Source organism: Kocuria sabuli (assembly GCF_040981185.1).
In the GTDB taxonomy this organism is placed as follows: domain Bacteria; phylum Actinomycetota; class Actinomycetes; order Actinomycetales; family Micrococcaceae; genus Kocuria; species Kocuria sabuli.
The window spans coordinates 49,342-67,162 of sequence record NZ_JAVHZE010000007.1 but is presented as its reverse complement, the minus strand read 5'-3'; the positions used below and the strand labels follow the sequence as shown (position 1 = coordinate 67,162).

The window sequence follows — 17,821 nt, the reverse complement described above, 5'->3', positions numbered from 1 at the left end:
CGACCGGCGTGACTGGCCGGGAGGACCCGCGAACAATCGATCCCATGACTCAGACGACGCGCGCGCCCCGCGCTGCCCGGAAGCCGAAGCCCGAGGGGCAGTGGAAGGTCGACGGCCGGGAACCCCTGAACCCCAACGAGGTCTTCAAGCAGGCCGACGACGGGCTCAACGTGCGCGCCCGGATCGAGGAGGTCTACTCCCAGGAGGGCTTCGACTCGATCTCCTCCGAGGACCTGCACGGGCGGTTCCGCTGGTGGGGCCTGTACACCCAGCGCAAGCCGGGCATCGACGGCGGGAAGACGGGCTCCCTGTCGGACGCCGAGATCGAGGACAAGTACTTCATGATGCGCGTCCGGCTCGACGGCGGGGCCCTGACCCGCGAGCAGCTGCGCGTGCTCGGGCAGATCTCGGCGGACTTCGCCCGGGACTCGGCCGACGTCACGGACCGGCAGAACATCCAGTACCACTGGATCCGGGTGGAGGACGTCCCCGAGATCTGGCGGCGGCTCGAGGACGCGGGCCTGGACACGATCGAGGCGTGCGGCGACGTGCCCCGCGTGCTCCTCGGCTCCCCGCTGGCGGGCATCGCCGCGGACGAGATCATCGACCCCACTCCCGTGATCGAGCGGATCAAGGCCACCTACATCGGCAGCCCTGAGTTCTCCAACCTGCCGCGCAAGTACAAGACGGCGATCACCGGCCACCCGTCGCTGGACGTCGTGCACGAGATCAACGACTGCGCCTTCGTGGGCGTCGTCCACCCCGAGCTCGGACCCGGCTACGACCTGTGGGTCGGCGGCGCGCTGTCCGTGGTCCCGCACCTGGGCAAGCGCCTCGGCGCCTTCGTGACCGAGGCGCAGGCCCCCGAGGTGTGGAAGGGCGTCACGAGCATCTTCCGCGACTACGGCTACCGCCGGCTGCGCAACCGTGCCCGCCTGAAGTTCCTGGTCCAGGACTGGGGACCCGAGAAGTTCCGCCAGGTGCTCCAGGACGAGTACCTCGGCTACGAGCTGGCCGACGGGCCGGCCCCGGAGAAGTCCGCCGTGCCCGGCGACCACGTGGGCGTGCACCGGCAGAAGGACGGCCGCTACTACATCGGCGTGGCGCCCCGCGTGGGCCGCGTCTCGGGCGGGAAGCTCCTGGCCCTGGCCGACGTCATGGAGAAGTACGGCTCCGACCGGCTGCGCACCACCCCGCACCAGAAGCTCGTGGTCCTGGACGTCGAGGAGGCCGACGTCGAGGACGTCGTCGCCGAGCTCGAGGCCCTGGACCTGCAGGCCAGGCCCTCCGCGTTCCGCCGCTCCACGGTGGCGTGCACGGGCATCGAGTACTGCAAGCTGGCCATCGTCGAGACCAAGCAGACGGCCTCGGACACGATCGACGAGCTCGAGCGGCGGCTCGGCGACATCGAGCTGCCCCAGCCGATCTCCCTGCACGTCAACGGCTGCCCCAACTCCTGCGCCCGCATCCAGACCGCGGACATCGGGCTCAAGGGCCAGCTGCTGCCCACGGACGACGGCGGGCAGAAGCCCGGCTACCAGATCCACCTGGGCGGCGGGCTCACCGACGACATGCGGGCCGAGGCCGAGCTGGGCCGCACCGTCCGCGGGCTGAAGGTGTTCCAGGACGACCTCGCCGACTACGTGGAACGGCTGGTCCGGCGCTTCGTGGACCAGCGCGCCGAGAACGAGACCTTCGCCGAGTGGACCCGCAGGGTCGAGGAGAGTGAACTCGCATGACCAGCACCGACACGGGCACCCGCCCCGCGCTGCGCGACGAGCAGCAGCTGCGTGAGCTCGCGGCGGCCGGCGCCGCCGCGCTGCACGCCGAGCCGGACGCCGAGGGCCGCGTGCCCGCCGAGGGCGAGGCGTCCACCGAGGAGGCGATCCGCTGGGTCGCCGAGAACTTCGACCTGCGCAACGTCACCGTGGCCTGCTCGATGGCCGACGCCGTGCTGCCGGCCCTCGTGGCCGAGCAGCTGCCCGGCGTGGACGTGCTGTTCCTCGAGACCGGCTACCACTTCCCGGAGACCATCGGCACCCGGGACGCCGTGGCGCACATGCTCGACATCAACGTGGTCGACGCCCTCCCGGAGCTGACCGTGGCTGAGCAGGACGAGAAGCACGGCAAGGACCTCTTCGCCCGCGACCCCGGTCTGTGCTGCGCGATCCGCAAGGTGGCCCCGCTCAAGAAGTCCCTGGAGGGCTACGAGGTGTGGTTCACCGGCGTGCGCCGGGACGAGTCCTGGACCCGCACCAACGCCCCGATGGTGACCTTCGACGAGACCCACAAGCTCGTCAAGGTCAACCCCATGGTGCGCTGGACCCTCGACGAGCTGATCGAGTGGTCGCAGGACCACGGTGTGCCGACGAACCCGCTGATGGCGGAGGGCTACCTCTCCATCGGCTGCGCCCCCTGCACCCGCCCCACGGCCCCCGGTGAGGACCCCCGCGCCGGCCGCTGGGCCGGCCAGGACAAGGTCGAGTGCGGGATCCACCTGTGAGCCCGCGACCGACCGGCACGACGACGACCCACAGCCCCGACGGCACGACAGACACGACGACGGAGGAGAACGTGACGGCAATCCCGACCGCCGCGACCCGCGACCACGGGCCGGCGGAGGCCGGCGTGCACAGCAGCCTGGACGCGCTCGAGGCCGAGTCCATTCACATCCTGCGCGAGGTCGTGGCCGAGTTCGACCGCCCGGCCATGCTCTTCTCGGGCGGCAAGGACTCGGTGGTCATGCTGCACCTGGCCGCCAAGGCCTTCTGGCCGGGCCGGATCCCCTTCCCCGTGCTGCACGTGGACACCGGGCACAACTTCCCCGAGGTCCTCGACTTCCGGGACCGCACCGTGGAGCGGCTGGGCATCCGTCTGGTCGTGGCCGGCGTGCAGGACTACATCGACGACGGCCGGCTGCTCGAGCGTGCCGACGGCACCCGCAACCCGCTGCAGACCCTCCCGCTGCTGGACGCCATCGCGGACAACAAGTTCGACGCCGTGTTCGGCGGCGGCCGCCGCGACGAGGACAAGGCCCGCGCCAAGGAGCGGATCCTGTCCCTGCGCGACGAGTTCGGCCAGTGGGACCCCCGCAACCAGCGGCCCGAGCTGTGGAACCTATACAACGGCCGGCACACGGCCGGCCAGCACGTGCGGGCGTTCCCCATCAGCAACTGGACGGAGCTGGACATCTGGCGCTACATCGAGCGCGAGAACATCGAGCTGCCGCCGATCTACTACGCCCACGAGCGGGACGTCTTCCACCGGGACGGGATGTGGATGGCCGTGGGCGAGTTCTCCGCACCGGCCCCGACCGAGCCGGTCGAGCGGCGCACGGTGCGCTACCGCACCGTCGGGGACATGTCCTGCACCGGCGCCGTGCTCTCCGCCGCGGGAACCGTGGCCGACGTGGTGGCCGAGGTCGCCGTGTCCACGCTGACCGAGCGCGGGGCCACCCGCGCGGACGACAGGATCTCCGAGGCCGCCATGGAGGACCGCAAGAAGGACGGGTACTTCTAGACATGACTTCCCCCAGCACCGTGACCCCGCAGGCCCCCGCCGCCGGGCAGGTCCCCACGATCGACCCCGGCTCGCTGTTCCGCTTCGCGACCGCCGGCTCCGTCGACGACGGCAAGTCCACCCTGGTGGGCCGGCTGCTCCACGACGCCAAGGCGGTCCTCGCCGACCAGCTCGAGGCCGTGGGCCGCACCTCGGCCGAGCGCGGCTTCGGCGGCGGGACGGGCCGGCTCGACCTCGCCCTGCTGACCGACGGCCTGCGCGCCGAGCGGGAGCAGGGCATCACGATCGACGTGGCCTACCGCTACTTCGCCACGGACCGCCGCTCCTTCATCCTCGCCGACTGCCCCGGCCACGTGCAGTACACCAAGAACACGGTCACGGGCGCCTCGACGGCCGACGCCGTCGTGCTGCTCGTGGACGCCCGGCACGGCGTGGTCGAGCAGACCCGCCGGCACCTGGCCGTGGTCTCGCTGCTGCGCGTCCCGCACGTGGTGATCGCCGTGAACAAGATCGACCTGGTCGACTACGACCAGGCGGTCTACGACCGGGTCACGGCGGACGCCACCGACGTCGCCACCCGGCTGGGGATCGAGGACGTGCACGTCGTGCCCGTCTCCGCCCTCGAGGGGGACAACGTGGTGGAGCCCTCCGAGCGGACCCCCTGGTACACCGGGCGCCCGCTGCTGCGCGTGCTCGAGGAGCTGCCCACGGTCGACGAGTCCGGCCGCGGCACCGCCCGCCCCTTCCGCTTCCCCGTCCAGTACGTCATCCGCCCGCAGGGCGGCACGGCGCCCGGCCTGGACGCCGACGCCCTGCGCGACTACCGGGGCTACGCCGGCCAGATCGCCTCGGGCACCGTCGCGGTCGGGGACGAGGTCGTGGTCCTGCCCGCGGGCCGGCGCACCACGGTCACCGGCATCGACGTGGCCGGCACCGCGCCCGTCCCGGGCGCGCCCCTGCCGGGCGAGCAGCTCGCGGAGGCCGCGGCGCCGCTGTCCGTGACCCTGCGGCTGGCCGACGACATCGACATCGCCCGCGGCGACCTCGTCGCGAGCGCCGACGACGAGCTGCCGGAGCCCACCCGGGACCTGGTCGCCTCGGTGGCCTGGCTCGGCGAGCGTCCCCTGCAGTCCCGCGCCCGCGTGCTCGTCAAGCACGGCGCCGCCACGGTCCAGGCCATGGTCCAGGACCTCGAGGGGCGCCTGGACCTGGAGGAGCTGGTCCTGCGGGACGCCGGGACCCTCGAGCTCAACGACATCGGGCGGGTGCGCCTGCGCCTGGCCTCGCCGCTGCCCGTCGACCCGTACGACCGGCTGCGGCGCACGGGTGCCTTCCTGCTCGTCGACCCCGCCACCGGCAACACGCTCGGCGCCGGGCTCGTCCGGGACGCCTGAGGTGGGTCGGCAGCAGCCGCTGGACCTCGCCACGGTGACGGCCGGCGACGGCGGGCGCCCCGCCGCAGGACGCCGCCGCCCGGGCTGGCCGCTGGTGCTGACCGCGCTCGCGCTCCTGGCCGCCCTGACGGCGGCCGCCACCGTCCTGCGCGCCAACGGGACCCTCGAGGCCTGGGAGCAGGCCGGGGTGGAGACCTCCGAGGCGGCCGAGCTGCGGCTGGGCTACTTCGGCAACCTCACGCACGCCCCCGCCCTGGTGGGCGCCCAGGAGGGGCTCTTCGCCCAGGAGGTGGGCGGCACCGAGCTGTCCACCCAGGTCTTCGGCAGCGGGCCCACCGCCGTGGAGGCCATGAACGCCGGGACCGTCGACGCCGCCTTCGTCGGCCCCAGCCCGGCGATCAACTCCTACGTGCAGTCGGGCGGGGAGTCTCTGGCCGTCGTCGCGGGGGCGGCCTCCGGCGGCGCCCAGTTCGTGGTGGCCGGCGACGTCGCGGGCGAGGACGACCTCGCCGGCCGCACGCTCGCGACCCCCGACTTCGGCGGCACCCAGGACGTGGCCCTGCGCACCTGGCTCGCCGAGCACGACTACGTGGCGGACGGCGACGGGGAACGCTCCGTCGCGATCACCCCCATGCCCAACGGCCAGGCCCTCCAGATGCTCCGGCAGGGCCAGATCGACGGCGGCTGGCTGCCCCAGCCGTGGGCCACCCGCGCCGTGCAGGAGGAGGGCGCCACCGTGCTCGTCGACGAGCGGGACCTGTGGGAGGACGGCCGGTTCCCCACCACGGTGCTCGTCGTGCGCCGGGACTACCTGGAGCGCCACCCCGAGACCGTGCAGCAGCTCGTCCGCGGCCTGGAGCGCTCCGTGGAGTGGCTGGACGCCCACGAGGACGACCCCGTGACGCTGGCCGGCACCCTCAACGCCGGACTCGTGGAGGCCGGCACCGAGCCCCTGCCGCAGAGCACGCTGATCGATGCGCTCGACGCCCTCGAGTGGACGGTCGACCCGCTCACGGAGACCTACCCCGCCCTGCTCGCCGACGGCGTCGCGGCCGGGACCACGCAGGACGCCTCCCTCGAGGGCCTCGTGGACACCCGGTTCCTGGAGCAGGCGCCGCCCGTCACGGCGGAGGCCGCGCCGTGACCGCGATCAAGCTCGAGAACCTGAGCAAGAGGTTCGGCACGACCGACGGGCCCGTCCTGGAGGGCGTGGACCTGACCGTGGAGCAGGGCCAGTTCGTGGCCCTGCTCGGGGCCTCCGGCTGCGGCAAGTCCACCGTGCTCAACATCGTGGCGGGCCTGGAGGAGCCCAGCGGGGGATCCGTGACCGTCCCGGCGGAGGGCGCGGCCCTGATGTTCCAGGACGCCGCCCTGTTCCCCTGGCTGAGCGCGCGCCGCAACGTGGAACTGGCCCTGGAGCTGCGCGGCGTGCCCCGGGCCGAGCGCTCCGACCGGGCGCGCGAGCTGCTCGAGCTCGTGCGGCTCGGCCACGCCGGGGAGAAGCGCCCGCACGAGCTCTCCGGCGGCATGCGCCAGCGCGTGGCCCTGGCCCGGGCCCTGGCCCAGGACCGGGAGGTGCTGCTCATGGACGAGCCGTTCTCCGCGCTCGACGCCATCACCCGGGACCTGCTGCACGAGGAGCTGCTGCGGATCTGGCAGGCGACCGGGCGGACGATCGTGTTCATCACCCACAACGTCGGCGAGGCCGTGCGCCTGGGCCAGCGGGTGCTGCTGATGTCCTCCCGGCCCGGGCGGATCGTCCAGGAGTGGGACACCCGCCCCTGGAAGGACCCCGACGCCTACGGCTTCGAGGGCAACGCCCAGTCCCTCGACGAGACCCTCGGCGAGCTGACCCGCACGATCACCGCACGACTCCGGGAGGAGATCAGCCGCCATGCCGCCTGAGACCGCCGCCCTGCCCGCCACGGCCCGCCGCTCCACCGCGCCCGTCGCGGCGCCGGCCGGGACCCGCCCGGACGCCGCCGCCGACGAGCTCGCCGGGCTCGACGCCCTGCAGACCCAGCGCACCCGCCGCACGTCGGCCACGGAGGTGCTGCGCTCCAAGGTGGCCCCGCCCCTCGTGGCACTGCTCTTCGCGCTGCTCACCTGGCAGCTGCTCGTCGCCGTCCTCGGGCCCCGCCCGGACGTGGTGCCGGGCCCGGTCGACGTCGCCCGCCAGCTGGGGGTCCTGCTCTCCGACGGGACGGTGCTGAGCGCGCTGGGCACGAGCCTGTGGCGCGGGCTCAGCGGCTTCCTCATCGCCGTGGCCGTGGCCACCCCGCTGGGGCTGCTCGTGGCCCAGTGGCAGGGGCTGCGCAACGCCGTCGGGCCGCTCATCTCCGGGCTGCAGGTGCTGCCGTCCGTCGCGTGGGTGCCCGCCGCGATCATCTGGTTCGGGCTCTCCGACGCCACGGTGTACTTCGTGGTGCTCATGGGCGCCGTCCCGTCGATCGTCAACGGGATGCTCGCGGGCGTGGACCAGATCCCGCCGCAGCTGCGCCGGGCCGGGCACGTGCTCGGGGCCTCGGGCTGGACGATGGCGAGCCGGATCGTGCTCCCGGCGGCCCTGCCCGGCTACGTGGCGGGACTCAAGCAGGGCTGGGCGTTCTCGTGGCGCTCGCTCATGGGCGCCGAGCTGATCGCGATCGGCGGCTCCATCGGCTTCGGCCTCGGCTCCCTGCTCGCGCAGGGGCGGACGGTCTCCAACATGGCGGTGGTGATGGTCGCGGTGCTCGCGATCCTCGCCGTCGGCATCCTCGTGGAGCTGCTGTTCTTCAACCCCGTGGAACGCCGGCTGCTGCGCGGGCGGGGGCTGCTCGGGCACCGCTCGTGAGCATCCTCACCCAGGAGATCCTGGGACGACTTCACTAAACTTGGACCCGGTCTACGATGCGCGCGGTGCACGCCGTGCGCGCAATCGAAAGGAACCCACGTGGCTGACACCACCACCCGCCCCCTGCGCGTCGCCATCATCGGCGCCGGCCCGGCCGGCATCTACGCCGCGGACATGCTCACCAAGTCCGAGCCCGTGAAGAACGGGGAGCTCGAGGTCAGCATCGACCTGTTCGACCGCTACCCCACCCCGTTCGGGCTCATCCGCTACGGCGTGGCCCCCGACCACCCCCGCATCAAGGGCATCATCACCGCGCTGCGCGCGATCCTGGGCCGCGGCGACATCCGCTTCTTCGGCAACGTGGAGTTCGGCCGGGACCTGACCCTCGCCGACTTCGGCGCCCACTACGACGCGGTGATCTTCGCGACCGGCGCCGTCTACGACGCCCCGCTCAACATCCCCGGCAACGACCTCGAGGGCGTCCACGGCGCCGCCGAGTTCGTCGCCTGGTACGACGGCCACCCCGACTTCCCGCGCACCTGGCCGCTCGAGGCCCGGGAGGTCGCGGTCATCGGCAACGGCAACGTGGCCCTCGACGTCGCCCGCGTGCTCTCCAAGCACGCCGACGACATGCTCGTGACGGAGATCCCCGGCAACGTCTACCAGGGCCTCAAGGCCTCCCCGGTCACGGACGTGCACATCTTCGGCCGCCGCGGCCCCGCGCAGGTGAAGTTCACCCCGCTGGAGCTGCGCGAGCTCGCCAAGTCGCGCGACGTCGACATCGTCGTCTACGACGAGGACTTCGCCTACGACGAGGGCTCCGAGCAGGCCATCGCCGACAACAACCAGGTCAAGGTCATGGTCAAGACCCTCGAGAAGTGGCGGGCCGACGACTCCCCGCAGACCGCCTCCCGGCGCCTGCACCTGCACTTCCTGCAGAGCCCCCGCGAGGTGCTCGGCGAGGACGGCCGGGTCACCGGCCTGCGCATGGAGCGGACCCGGCTCAACGGCGACGGCTCCGTGTCCGGGACCGGCGAGTACGTCGACTACCCGGTGCAGGCCGTCTACCACGCGGTCGGCTACCTGGGCTCCCGGCTGCCGGAGCTCCCCTTCGACGACGGCCGCGGCGTGATCCCCAACGTGGAGGGCCGCGTCCTGGCCGAGGACGGGACCGTGCTGCACGGCCTCTACGCCACCGGGTGGATCAAGCGCGGCCCGGTCGGGCTGATCGGGGCCACCAAGTCCGACGCCCTCGAGACGGTCAACCACCTCCTGGCGGACCGCCCGGTGCTGCCGGGCGCCACCCGCCCCGACCCCGAGTCCGTCAACGACGTGCTCGAGGCCCGCGGCGTGGAGTACACCACGTGGGAGGGCTGGCTGGCCCTGGACGAGTACGAGCAGGGCCTCGGCCAGTCCTCGCACGACGCCGAGGGCAACCCGCGCGAGCGGGTCAAGGTGGTCGAGCGCGAGGAGATGGTCAGCGTCTCCCGCGAGGGCGTGGCCGAGCCGGTCTCCTCCCCGGTCTGAGCCGGCTCCCTCCGCGCGCGGGGCCGCGTCCTGGTCGACAGGGCGCGACCCTGCGCCGTGAAGTGGGGCAGGGCCGCGCAGAGGCCGGGCGGCGCGCTCCCGTGGAACGGCCTCAGAGGCCCAGCAGCCCGCGGACGTGGTCGTTGAGGAAGACCTCGTCCGGGTCGGCCGCGGCCCGGGCGTCGAGGAAGTCCTGGAACCGGGGATAGACCGAGTGCAGGTACTCGGCGCCCTGGGTGTGCACGGTGCCCCAGTGCGGCCGCCCGCCGTGGTCCACGAAGATCTCCTCCGCGGCGGCGAAGACCTTCGGCTCGTAGCGCCGCCAGTACTGCCGCAGCGCGATCCAGGCGGTCTCGCGGCCGTGGGCGGGCGCGAGCCAGGCCTCCTCGGCGGCGGAGCAGCGCACGTCCACGGGCAGCGAGAAGGCGTAGCCGCGGCGCTCGATGAGCGTCTGCAGATCCCGGAAGGCGGGCACCAGCTCCTCCACGGGCAGCGCGTACTCGGTGGAGACGAACCGGACCCGGCGCGGCACGGTGAACACCCGGGAGGAGAGGTCGCTGTACTGCCGGGGGCTGTTGGTCAGGGCGTCCACCCGGTTGAGCCCGGGGGTGGAGCGCGGCAGCACGGTGGCCAGCTGGTTCAGCCCGGCCGTCAGGGTGTTGCGCAGCACGGCGTCGTCGAGCCGGCGCACGGTGCGCGCCACGGGGGACCCGGGGCGCGTGTAGGAGTCCGGGAGCTTGTGCAGCCGGGTGAGGATGCGGGTCTGCGCGGTGGGGGTCCCCGGCATCCAGAAGAACTCGAAGTGGTCCGCCCCGGCCATCCGGCTCCCGAGGGTGTCCACGAGCTGGCCGAGGGGCTCCCGGATCTCCGCGGCGTGCAGCCGGAACGCCGTCTCGCAGGCCAGGGTCACGCTCGCGAGCACGCCGAGGGCCCCCAGCCCCGCGCGCGCCGCCTGGAACAGCTCGGGGCGCTGCCCGGCGGAGCACTCCACGAGCTCGCCCCGGGCGGTGACCAGGGTCAGGGCGACCACCTGCGCCGAGAGGGACCCGAAGGCCAGGCCGGTGCCGTGGGTGCCGGTCGAGACCGCTCCGGCGATCGTCTGCCAGTCGCTGTCCGGCAGGCTGGTCACGGCCAGCCCGTGGGCGTCGAGCTCCTTGTTGAGGGCGCGGATCGTGGTGCCCGCCAGGACCGTGACCCGGTGCTCGTCCGCGTCCACCGCCGTGAGCCCGGTGAGCCCGGAGAGCTCGACCATCACCTCGGGCGCCAGGGGCAGCGCCGAGAAGCTGCACCCGGAGCCCACGGCGCGCACGCCCAGGCCCCGGCGCGCGGCGGCGGCCACGCCCTCCGCGAGCTCCGGGACCGAGGACGGGCGCAGGACGTGCCGGGGGGTGACGGCGTGCGTCCGGCCCCACGTGGTCCACTCCTTCGTGCCGGTCTCCCCGGGCAGGGCGTCGGGCAGCGGGACCTCGCTCATCGGCGGGACCGTCCTTCCTCGCAGGCAGGTGCACAGTGCGCCCTCATCTTCTCACTCCGGGCCCCCGACGCACGCCGTGGGCGGCGCCGGCCGCGGCGCGTCCCCGCGTACCATCGGAGGCGGAGCCCGGGACCGCGACGGAGCCGCCCGGGCCGAGGCCGCGCACAGGAGGCAGCACCATGACCGACCACCCGTCACCCGGCCGCGAGGAGCGCCACGAGCCCAGCCTGGGGGAGGAGGCCGTGCGCCGCCGCCTCCCCTCCGGCGGGCAGCGCCGCGGCCTGGACGCCGCCGGAGAGGTCGTCGTCGGCATCGACGGCTCCGAGCAGAGCCTCGGGGCCCTGCGCTGGGCGGCCCGCGAGGCCCGACGCCGCGGGCTGCCCGTGCGGATGGTCACCGCCTACAGCCTGCCCGTGTTCTCGGGCTCCGGGTTCGACACCGGCTACGCCACCGTGGACGAGGCCGCGCTGACCCGGGGCGTCGAGGAGCTGCTGAACCACGCCGCGGAGCAGGTCGGCGCGGTGGGGGTCGAGCTGCGGGCGACGGTCGAGACGGGGGACCCCTCCGGTGCCCTGCTCGAGCTGAGCCGCTCGGCCGAGCTGATGGTCCTCGGCTCCCGCGGCCGGGGCGGGCTGCTGGGCCGGCTGCTGGGCACGGTCTCCACGGCGGTGCCGGCCCACGCCAAGTGCCCCACCGGGGTCGTGCCCCTGCCCTGGTCGAAGGAGCACCTGAGCGAGGAGGAGCTCACCACCACCCGGGCCCTCGTGGACCGTGTGGTCGTCGGCTCGGACGGCTCCGCACAGGCCCGGGCGGCCATGCTCTACGCCGCGGAGGAGGCCCGCCTGCTCGGGGTCCCGCTGCGCGTGGTCTGCGCGCTCCCGCCCGTGAGCGGGGCGCTGGCCTGGATGCCCACGGCCGTGGACTTCGAGGTGATGCACGACGACGTCGCCCGGTCCCTCAACGGCGGGGTCGCGTGGCTCAAGAGCTGGTTCCCGGACCTCGAGATCGGCTCCGAGCTGGCCGACGGCCCGCCCGTGCAGGTCCTGGTGGAGCAGACCCGGAGCAACGGCCTGGTGGTGCTCGGCACCCGGGGCCGGGGCGGCTTCGCGGGCATGCTGCTGGGCTCCACCTCGCAGGGGGTGCTGCACAACGCGGCCGGTCCGGTGCTGATCGTCCCGGACCGCTACGACCAGCGGATCGAGACCCGCAAGGACTTCGACCTGGACGACGTCCGCCCCTGGGACGTCTGAGCGGACCGGCTCAGCCCCAGCCCAGCTCGTGCAGGCGGTCGTCGTCGATGCCGAAGTGGTGGGCGACCTCGTGGATGACGGTCACCGTGATCTCCTCCACGAGCTCCTCCCGCTCCGCGCACATGCGCTGCAGGGGGCCGCGGTAGACGAAGATCCGGTCCGGCAGGGACCCGGCCCCCCACCCTCCGTCCCGGGCGGTGAGGGGCACCCCCTCGTAGAGGCCCAGCAGGTCCGGGGCGTGCTCCGGCGGCTCCTCCTCGACGAGGATCACCACGTTGTCCATGGCGTGGAAGAGCTCGTCCGGGATGAGGTCGATGGCGTCGTCGACGGCGCCGTCGAACTCCTGGCGGGTCATCTCGATCACGGTCCCATTCCTACCCCACGAGCGGCCCGGTCGCACGGGTGCCGCCGCGGCAGCGGCCCCGCGGGTCCGGTGCGCCCCGCCGGCACCGCAATTGTGCGAATTCCGGGCGAGCCTCTAAGCTGTACTCGGTTTCTCCCGTGTCACGGTCCTCGGTCGTTGAGGTCGTGGTCGTCGACGCGGGCGTTCTGGCCCCCATCGTCTAGCGGCCTAGGACACCGCCCTTTCACGGCGGCGGCACGGGTTCGAATCCCGTTGGGGGTACGCGAAGCGCGTGGGTCTCCCACCGATTTGCACAACCGGCGAGGAATGCTGGTAAGATCAATCCTCGTTGGAAACAGCAAGGCCCTGTAGCGCAGTTGGTTAGCGTGCCGCCCTGTCACGGCGGAGGTCGCGGGTTCAAGTCCCGTCAGGGTCGCTCAGGCGGCGTTCACATCGGAAGATGTTGCGCCGTCGCGGCATATCAGCCCGGATGTGCCGGGGCTCTGTAGCTCAGTTGGTAGAGCGTACGACTGAAAATCGTAAGGTCACCGGATCGACGCCGGTCGGAGCCACCGCGGAAACCGTCGGTCCCCTCGGGGGCCGGCGGTTTTCTCGTGCCCGGATGCGGTCACGGTGCCGCCGGTTGCCAGCGCACGCCGAGGTTCGCTCCTTAGTCTGGGGCCGTGACCCGCCACTCCCGCCGCCCGATCCCCCGGAGCGCCGCGCTCGTGCTCACCGTGGCGTGCCTGCTCGCCCTGGCGGGCTGCGCCGCCGGCCAGGAGCAGCCCGGGCTCGTCCTGGAGTCGGCCCCGGGGCGGAGCACGCCGACCGCGAGCCCGTCCGAGCCCGTCCCGGAGGCGGAGGCCTGCTTCGAGGTCGCCGGCGCCTACACCGCCCTGATGCTCGTCCCGCTGTCCACCGACGAGGCCGACCCCGACTTCCACCCGCACCGGACGGCCGCCTCCGTCCAGGAGCTCGCCGCCGGGATGCCCGCCGACCTGCACCCGGTCCTCGACGACGCCGTGGCCGTCCTGCGCTCCGCGGGCGACTCGCTGCAGCCCGTGGAGCTCGCCGACCTGCAGCGCGCGCTCGCCCCGATCGACGACTGGCTGCAGCGGCACTGCGGGGAGCCCACCCCCACCGAATGATCAGCTCCCTGTCTATACTGGCCGCAGGCCCCCGGGCCGGGGGCCCGAACCGAAGGAGCGACCATGAGCGAGCAGCAGCGGGAGCAGGAGCGCGGACCGGCCGGGGACCAGCGCGAGGACGGCGTGGTCGTGGAGCCGGGCGCCGCGCTGGACCGTGACCTGGAGCGGCAGGGGCTCGAGGACGAGGGGGACCGGGCATGAACGCGGCCTCCCGTCCGGGCATCCTCCTCCGCGCGGCGGGGATCGGGGCCGCGGCGGGGGTCGTGGGCGCCGGGGCGATGGTGGTGGGGGAGAAGGCCGAGCAGGCCCTGAGCCACCGGCCGAACTCCTACGTCCCCGCCCGTGCCCTGCTGACCCTGCTGGGGCGGCACCCGGGCGACGACGACCGGCCCTCGGGCTGGAACTTCCTGATGCACTACGGCACCGGGGCGGCCCTGGGCGCCCTGCGGGGCATCTGGTCGGTCACCGGCATCCGCGGCGCGCACGCGAACGCGTGGCACACCGTGGTGCGGCTCGCGGTCGACCAGACGGTGGAGAACACCACCGGCGTCGGCGCCCCGCCGGCGTCCTGGCCGAAGGAGGAGCTGGCCGTCGACGTCCTGCACAAGGCGGTGTACTCGCTGCTGACCGGCGTGCTGGCGGACCGGCTGCTCGCCCCCGTGCTCGCCTCGGCCCGGGGACGCACCAGCCACTGACCCGCTGACCGGCCACTGACCCGCTGGCCGGCCGCGCCCCGCCCGGGCGGCCCTGCTGCCCGGTCCGGGCGGTTCCGCCGGCACTGCCCGGGCTCAGTCCGCCAGGCGCACCCACACCGCTCGCTCGGGCCGCAGGGCACCGTCCGCCACGGCGTCCTCCCGGCTCGCCACGAGCAGCTCCCCCGCGGGTAGGGTCACCGGGGCTCCGCCCAGGTTCGCGGCCACCAGCACCCGCTGCCCGGTCCCGGTGGTGCGCACGAAGGCGAGCAGGCCCGTCGCGGCGTCGTGCGCCTCGTGCCACGCGAACGCGCCCCGGCCCAGGCCGAGCTCCCGGCGCAGCGCGATGGCGGTGCGGTACAGCGTGTGCGTGGATCCCGGGACACCCACCTGCCGGTCCGCCGCGAGCGCCGCGAAGGCCTCGGGCTGCGGCAGCCACGGATCGGGGCCGAAGCCGTGGCCCGGTTCCCCGGCGGCCCAGGGCAGCGGGACCCGGCAGCCGTCCCGGCCGATCTCCTCGCCCCCGGTCCGGGCGAACGCCGGGTCCTGGCGCAGCTCCGCGGGCAGGCGGGTGTGCTCGGGCAGGCCGAGCTCGTCCCCCTGGTACAGGTAGGCGGAGCCCGGCAGCGCGAGCTCCACCAGGGCGGCGGCGCGCCCCCGGGCCAGGCCCTGCTCGTGGTCGGGCTGCTCGCCGTCCGCGTCGATGCCCTTGGGATAGGCGATCGGGTCCGAGAGCCCGAAGCGGGAGACGTGCCGGACCGTGTCGTGGTTGGAGAGCACCCACGTGGTGGGCGCCCCGACCTTGGCGGACTCGGCCAGGGAGTCCCCGATCGCGCGCGACAGCCGCGCCCAGTCCCACCCGGCCACCAGGAAGTCGAAGTTGAACGCCTGGTGCATCTCGTCCGAGCGCACGTACATCGCCAGCCGGTGCGCCGGCTCGACCCACGCCTCGGCCACCATCATCCGGTCGCCCTCGTACTCGGCGAGCACCCGGTGCCAGTCGCGGTAGACCTCGTGCACGCCGTCCTGGTCGAAGTAGGGGCTGCCGGTGCTCATGGGGGTGTCCGGCTCGTCGTGCTCCCGCGCGTCGTGCTCGCCCTCGACCATGTGCACCTGGTGCTCCCAGTCCGGCAGGCCCTCGGCCTTGACCAGGCCGTGGGCCACGTCCACGCGGAAGCCGTCCGCGCCCCGGTCCAGCCAGAAGCGCAGGACGGAGCGGAACTCCTCCCAGACCTCCGGGTTCTCCCAGTCGAGGTCCGGCTGGGTGCTGTCGAACAGGTGCAGGTACCACTGCCCGTCCGGCAGGCGGGTCCACGCCTCGCCGCCGAACACGGAGCGCCAGTTGTTCGGGGGCAGCTCGCCGTGCTCGCCGCGGCCCTCCCGGAACATGTACCGCGCCCGCTCCGGGCTGCCGGGTCCGGCCGCGACGGCGGCCCGGAACCACTCGTGCTCGCTGGAGGTGTGGTTGGGCACGAGGTCCACGATCAGCCGCATGCCCAGCTCCGCCATGCGGGCGCGCATCCGGTCGAAGTCCTGGAGGGTGCCGAAGCGGGGGTCGATGTCCCGGTAGTCCGAGACGTCGTAGCCGGCGTCGTGCTGGGGGGAGACGTAGAACGGGGAGAGCCACAGGGCGTCCACGCCCAGGTCGGCGAGGTAGTCCAGCCGCTCGACGATGCCGGGGATGTCGCCCATCCCGTCACCGTCGCTGTCGTTGAAGGAGCGCGGGTAGATCTGGTAGATCACCGCGGAGCGCCACCACTCTCCGGCGGCGGTCGTGCGGGGCGTCTCCGCCTGCTGCGTCATGGGGATGTCCTCGGGGTCTTCCGGTCGGAGGGGGTGCGCCACCCACCCTGCCAGTCCTCCGGTGCGGTGTCAGCCCGGACCCCCGCCCGCCCCGGCCGCGCATAGCACACGCACGGCCGGGAGCGGAAATCGTGCCGGTTCATGACGTCGCCCTGGATCCGAGTGGACCGAGAGGTTAGGTTTCCCTAACCTCTCACCGGGGGTTTTACCGAACTCTTCCATGTCCTTATTCCCTGCCGTCCCCGGACGGCGAACTTAGGTGGTCCTGTGCGCGTTCCGCTCCGCTCCTCGGTGCCCGTGGGCCTCGTGTCCCTCCTCGCCCTGACGGGCTGTGGCTTCAGCGGTGGGGAAGGGGGGAGCACCCAGGCCGCCGACCTCGACCAGCGGGTCGTGGTGGACAACTTCCGCGCCCCGGTCGCCGACTGGGCCCTGGAGAGCGACGCCGCCTACATCCTGTCCCTGTCCGGGTGCCTCGAGACCCTGACCCGCTACGACGAGGCCGCGGGCGAGGTCGTGCCCTCGCTGGCCACGGAGTGGGAGCAGGTCTCGCCCCTGGAGTGGGAGTTCACCCTGCGGGAGGGGGTGCAGTTCCAGGACGGCACCGCGCTGACCGCCGACACGGTCGTGACCTCGCTGCGCAACGTCCTCGACGCGGAGGTCCCGGCGCGCGCCTTCAGTCCCACCGTGGTCAGCGGCGTGGAGGCCGTCGACGAGCGCACCGTGCGGATCACCACCCCGACCGAGAGCCCGCTGGTGCCCTACCGCCTGGCGAGCGTCAACACCGGGGTGCTGGCCCCGGCGGCCTTCGAGGGCGACTCGGTGGACCCGTTCGGGCACTGCACCGGGCCCTTCACCCCGGTCTCCGAGCAGCCGAAGCAGTCGCTGACCCTGGACCGCAACGAGGACTACTGGGGCGGTCAGGTGCAGCTCGCCGGCGCCGAGGTGCGGTTCATCACGGACGGCGCGACCCGCGCCACGCAGGTCCAGACCGGGGAGGCCGACGTCTCCCTCTCCGTCCCGGTCTCCAGCATCGAGGCGCTGGAGGCGGACCCCGGCGTCGAGGTGCTCAAGGCGGAGTCGCCGCGCACCGCGACGCTGTACATGAACAACGGCCGGGCGCCGTTCGACGACGTCGACTTCCGCCGGGCCGTCCGCTCGGCGCTGGACCTCGACGCGCTCGCCGCCAGCGTCTACGAAGGCGCGGCACTGCCCGGGACCGGGCCGTTCGCCTCCTCGGAGCCCTGGGCCCCGGAGGGCGCCGGGACCCGGCAGCAGGACGTGGCGGCGGCCAAGAAGCTGCTCGCCGACGCCGGGTACACCGCCGACCGGCCCCTGGAGATCATCGCGATCACCGAGCGCGCGGAGTTCGCGGACGTGGCGACCGTCGTCCAGGAGAACCTGAAGAGCATCGGCGTGCCGGTGACGATCCGCACGACGGAGTACGCCGCCGTGGAGCCGGACCTGCTGTCCGGGGACTACGACATGGTGCTGAGCCAGCGCAACCGCCTGATCGACATCGCCGACCCCATCGGCTTCCTCACCGCCGACTACACCTGCGAGGGCACGTACAACCTCAGCCACTTCTGCGACGAGGAGTACGACCGGATCGTGGAGGAGGCCGCCGGCACCGCCGACACCGAGCAGCGCTACGAGCTGTACGCCCGGGCCGGCGAGATCCTCGAGGAGCAGGCAGTGAACGTGTGGCTGGTCAACGAGCAGGCCACCGACGCGGTCCGTGCCGACCTGCAGAACTACCAGCAGGACCCGCTGTCCCGGTACGTGCTGCGCGCGGAGACGACCAAGCCCGCCTCATGATCGTCGCCGGCACCACCACGGCC

Annotated in this window: 16 protein-coding genes and 3 tRNA genes; 16 read left to right on the top strand and 3 right to left on the bottom strand. The window is 73.4% G+C overall.

Going from position 1 to position 17,821, the window contains the following annotated elements; translation table 11 throughout:
* Positions 1-44: 44 nt before the first annotated feature.
* From RE027_RS09080 to RE027_RS09045, 8 genes are all read left to right on the top strand, one after another.
* A complete protein-coding gene (locus RE027_RS09080) occupies positions 45-1,739 on the top strand; it encodes a nitrite/sulfite reductase (protein ID WP_368807924.1) in 1,695 nt (564 codons plus the stop codon).
* Positions 1,736-2,503, top strand: a complete 768-nt coding sequence (locus tag RE027_RS09075; protein ID WP_368807923.1) for a phosphoadenylyl-sulfate reductase — start codon at positions 1,736-1,738, stop codon at positions 2,501-2,503. Before RE027_RS09080 ends, RE027_RS09075 begins: the two co-directional genes overlap by 4 nt.
* An 80-nt stretch (positions 2,504-2,583) precedes the next feature.
* A complete protein-coding gene (gene cysD, locus RE027_RS09070) occupies positions 2,584-3,519 on the top strand; it encodes a sulfate adenylyltransferase subunit CysD (protein WP_368808011.1) in 936 nt (311 codons plus the stop codon).
* Between the two features lie 2 nt (positions 3,520-3,521).
* Positions 3,522-4,913, top strand: a complete 1,392-nt coding sequence (locus tag RE027_RS09065; protein ID WP_368807922.1) for a sulfate adenylyltransferase subunit 1 — start codon at positions 3,522-3,524, stop codon at positions 4,911-4,913.
* A gap of 1 nt (position 4,914) precedes the next feature.
* Positions 4,915-6,057, top strand: coding sequence for an ABC transporter substrate-binding protein (locus RE027_RS09060; protein WP_368807921.1), 1,143 nt, complete (start codon positions 4,915-4,917; stop codon positions 6,055-6,057).
* Positions 6,054-6,818 carry an ABC transporter ATP-binding protein gene (locus RE027_RS09055; RefSeq protein ID WP_387920870.1) on the top strand — a complete coding sequence of 255 codons (765 nt, stop codon included), beginning with the start codon at positions 6,054-6,056 and terminating at the stop codon, positions 6,816-6,818. The genes RE027_RS09060 and RE027_RS09055 overlap by 4 nt, the downstream gene beginning before the upstream one ends.
* Entirely contained in the window at positions 6,808-7,746 is a 939-nt protein-coding gene (locus RE027_RS09050) for an ABC transporter permease (RefSeq protein WP_368807920.1), read from the top strand. Before RE027_RS09055 ends, RE027_RS09050 begins: the two co-directional genes overlap by 11 nt.
* Before the next feature lie 99 nt (positions 7,747-7,845).
* Positions 7,846-9,273 carry an FAD-dependent oxidoreductase gene (locus RE027_RS09045; RefSeq protein WP_368807919.1) on the top strand — a complete coding sequence of 476 codons (1,428 nt, stop codon included), beginning with the start codon at positions 7,846-7,848 and terminating at the stop codon, positions 9,271-9,273.
* A 112-nt stretch (positions 9,274-9,385) separates the two neighbouring features.
* Here RE027_RS09045 and RE027_RS09040 read toward each other — a convergent pair whose 3' ends face one another.
* The gene (locus RE027_RS09040; protein ID WP_368807918.1) at positions 9,386-10,747 is read right to left on the bottom strand and encodes a D-arabinono-1,4-lactone oxidase; all 1,362 of its coding nucleotides are present in this window, start codon (positions 10,745-10,747) and stop codon (positions 9,386-9,388) included.
* Positions 10,748-10,926: 179 nt separating this feature from the next.
* On the opposite strand from RE027_RS09040, the gene RE027_RS09035 reads away from it, so the two are divergent.
* Entirely contained in the window at positions 10,927-11,997 is a 1,071-nt protein-coding gene (locus tag RE027_RS09035) for a universal stress protein (RefSeq protein WP_368807917.1), read from the top strand.
* 10 nt (positions 11,998-12,007) lie between these two features.
* Here RE027_RS09035 and RE027_RS09030 read toward each other — a convergent pair whose 3' ends face one another.
* On the bottom strand, positions 12,008-12,352 hold the full coding sequence (locus RE027_RS09030) for a metallopeptidase family protein (RefSeq protein ID WP_387920906.1): 345 nt from the start codon (positions 12,350-12,352) through the stop codon (positions 12,008-12,010).
* Positions 12,353-12,549: 197 nt separating this feature from the next.
* Here RE027_RS09030 and RE027_RS09025 point away from each other — a divergent pair.
* The 6 genes from RE027_RS09025 (at position 12,550) to RE027_RS09000 (ending at position 14,183) form a co-directional block, all read left to right on the top strand.
* Positions 12,550-12,622: transfer RNA gene (locus RE027_RS09025), tRNA-Glu, on the top strand.
* An 80-nt stretch (positions 12,623-12,702) separates the two neighbouring features.
* A tRNA-Asp gene (locus RE027_RS09020) sits at positions 12,703-12,776 on the top strand.
* A 63-nt stretch (positions 12,777-12,839) separates the two neighbouring features.
* Positions 12,840-12,912 (top strand) — tRNA-Phe (locus RE027_RS09015).
* A 111-nt stretch (positions 12,913-13,023) separates the two neighbouring features.
* A complete protein-coding gene (locus RE027_RS09010) occupies positions 13,024-13,488 on the top strand; it encodes a hypothetical protein (RefSeq protein WP_368807915.1) in 465 nt (154 codons plus the stop codon).
* Between the two features lie 63 nt (positions 13,489-13,551).
* Positions 13,552-13,689 (top strand): hypothetical protein, encoded by a 138-nt coding sequence (locus tag RE027_RS09005; RefSeq protein ID WP_368807914.1) that lies wholly within the window; start codon positions 13,552-13,554, stop codon positions 13,687-13,689.
* On the top strand, positions 13,686-14,183 hold the full coding sequence (locus tag RE027_RS09000; protein ID WP_368807913.1) for a hypothetical protein: 498 nt from the start codon (positions 13,686-13,688) through the stop codon (positions 14,181-14,183). The genes RE027_RS09005 and RE027_RS09000 overlap by 4 nt, the downstream gene beginning before the upstream one ends.
* A gap of 93 nt (positions 14,184-14,276) precedes the next feature.
* On the opposite strand, the gene RE027_RS08995 is transcribed toward RE027_RS09000, so the two are convergent.
* Positions 14,277-15,983: a glycoside hydrolase family 13 protein gene (locus tag RE027_RS08995; RefSeq protein ID WP_368807912.1), complete on the bottom strand. Its 1,707-nt coding sequence runs from the start codon at positions 15,981-15,983 to the stop codon at positions 14,277-14,279.
* A gap of 267 nt (positions 15,984-16,250) precedes the next feature.
* On the opposite strand from RE027_RS08995, the gene RE027_RS08990 reads away from it, so the two are divergent.
* Positions 16,251-17,798: an ABC transporter substrate-binding protein gene (locus tag RE027_RS08990; protein ID WP_368807911.1), complete on the top strand. Its 1,548-nt coding sequence runs from the start codon at positions 16,251-16,253 to the stop codon at positions 17,796-17,798.
* Positions 17,799-17,821: the final 23 nt, after the last annotated feature.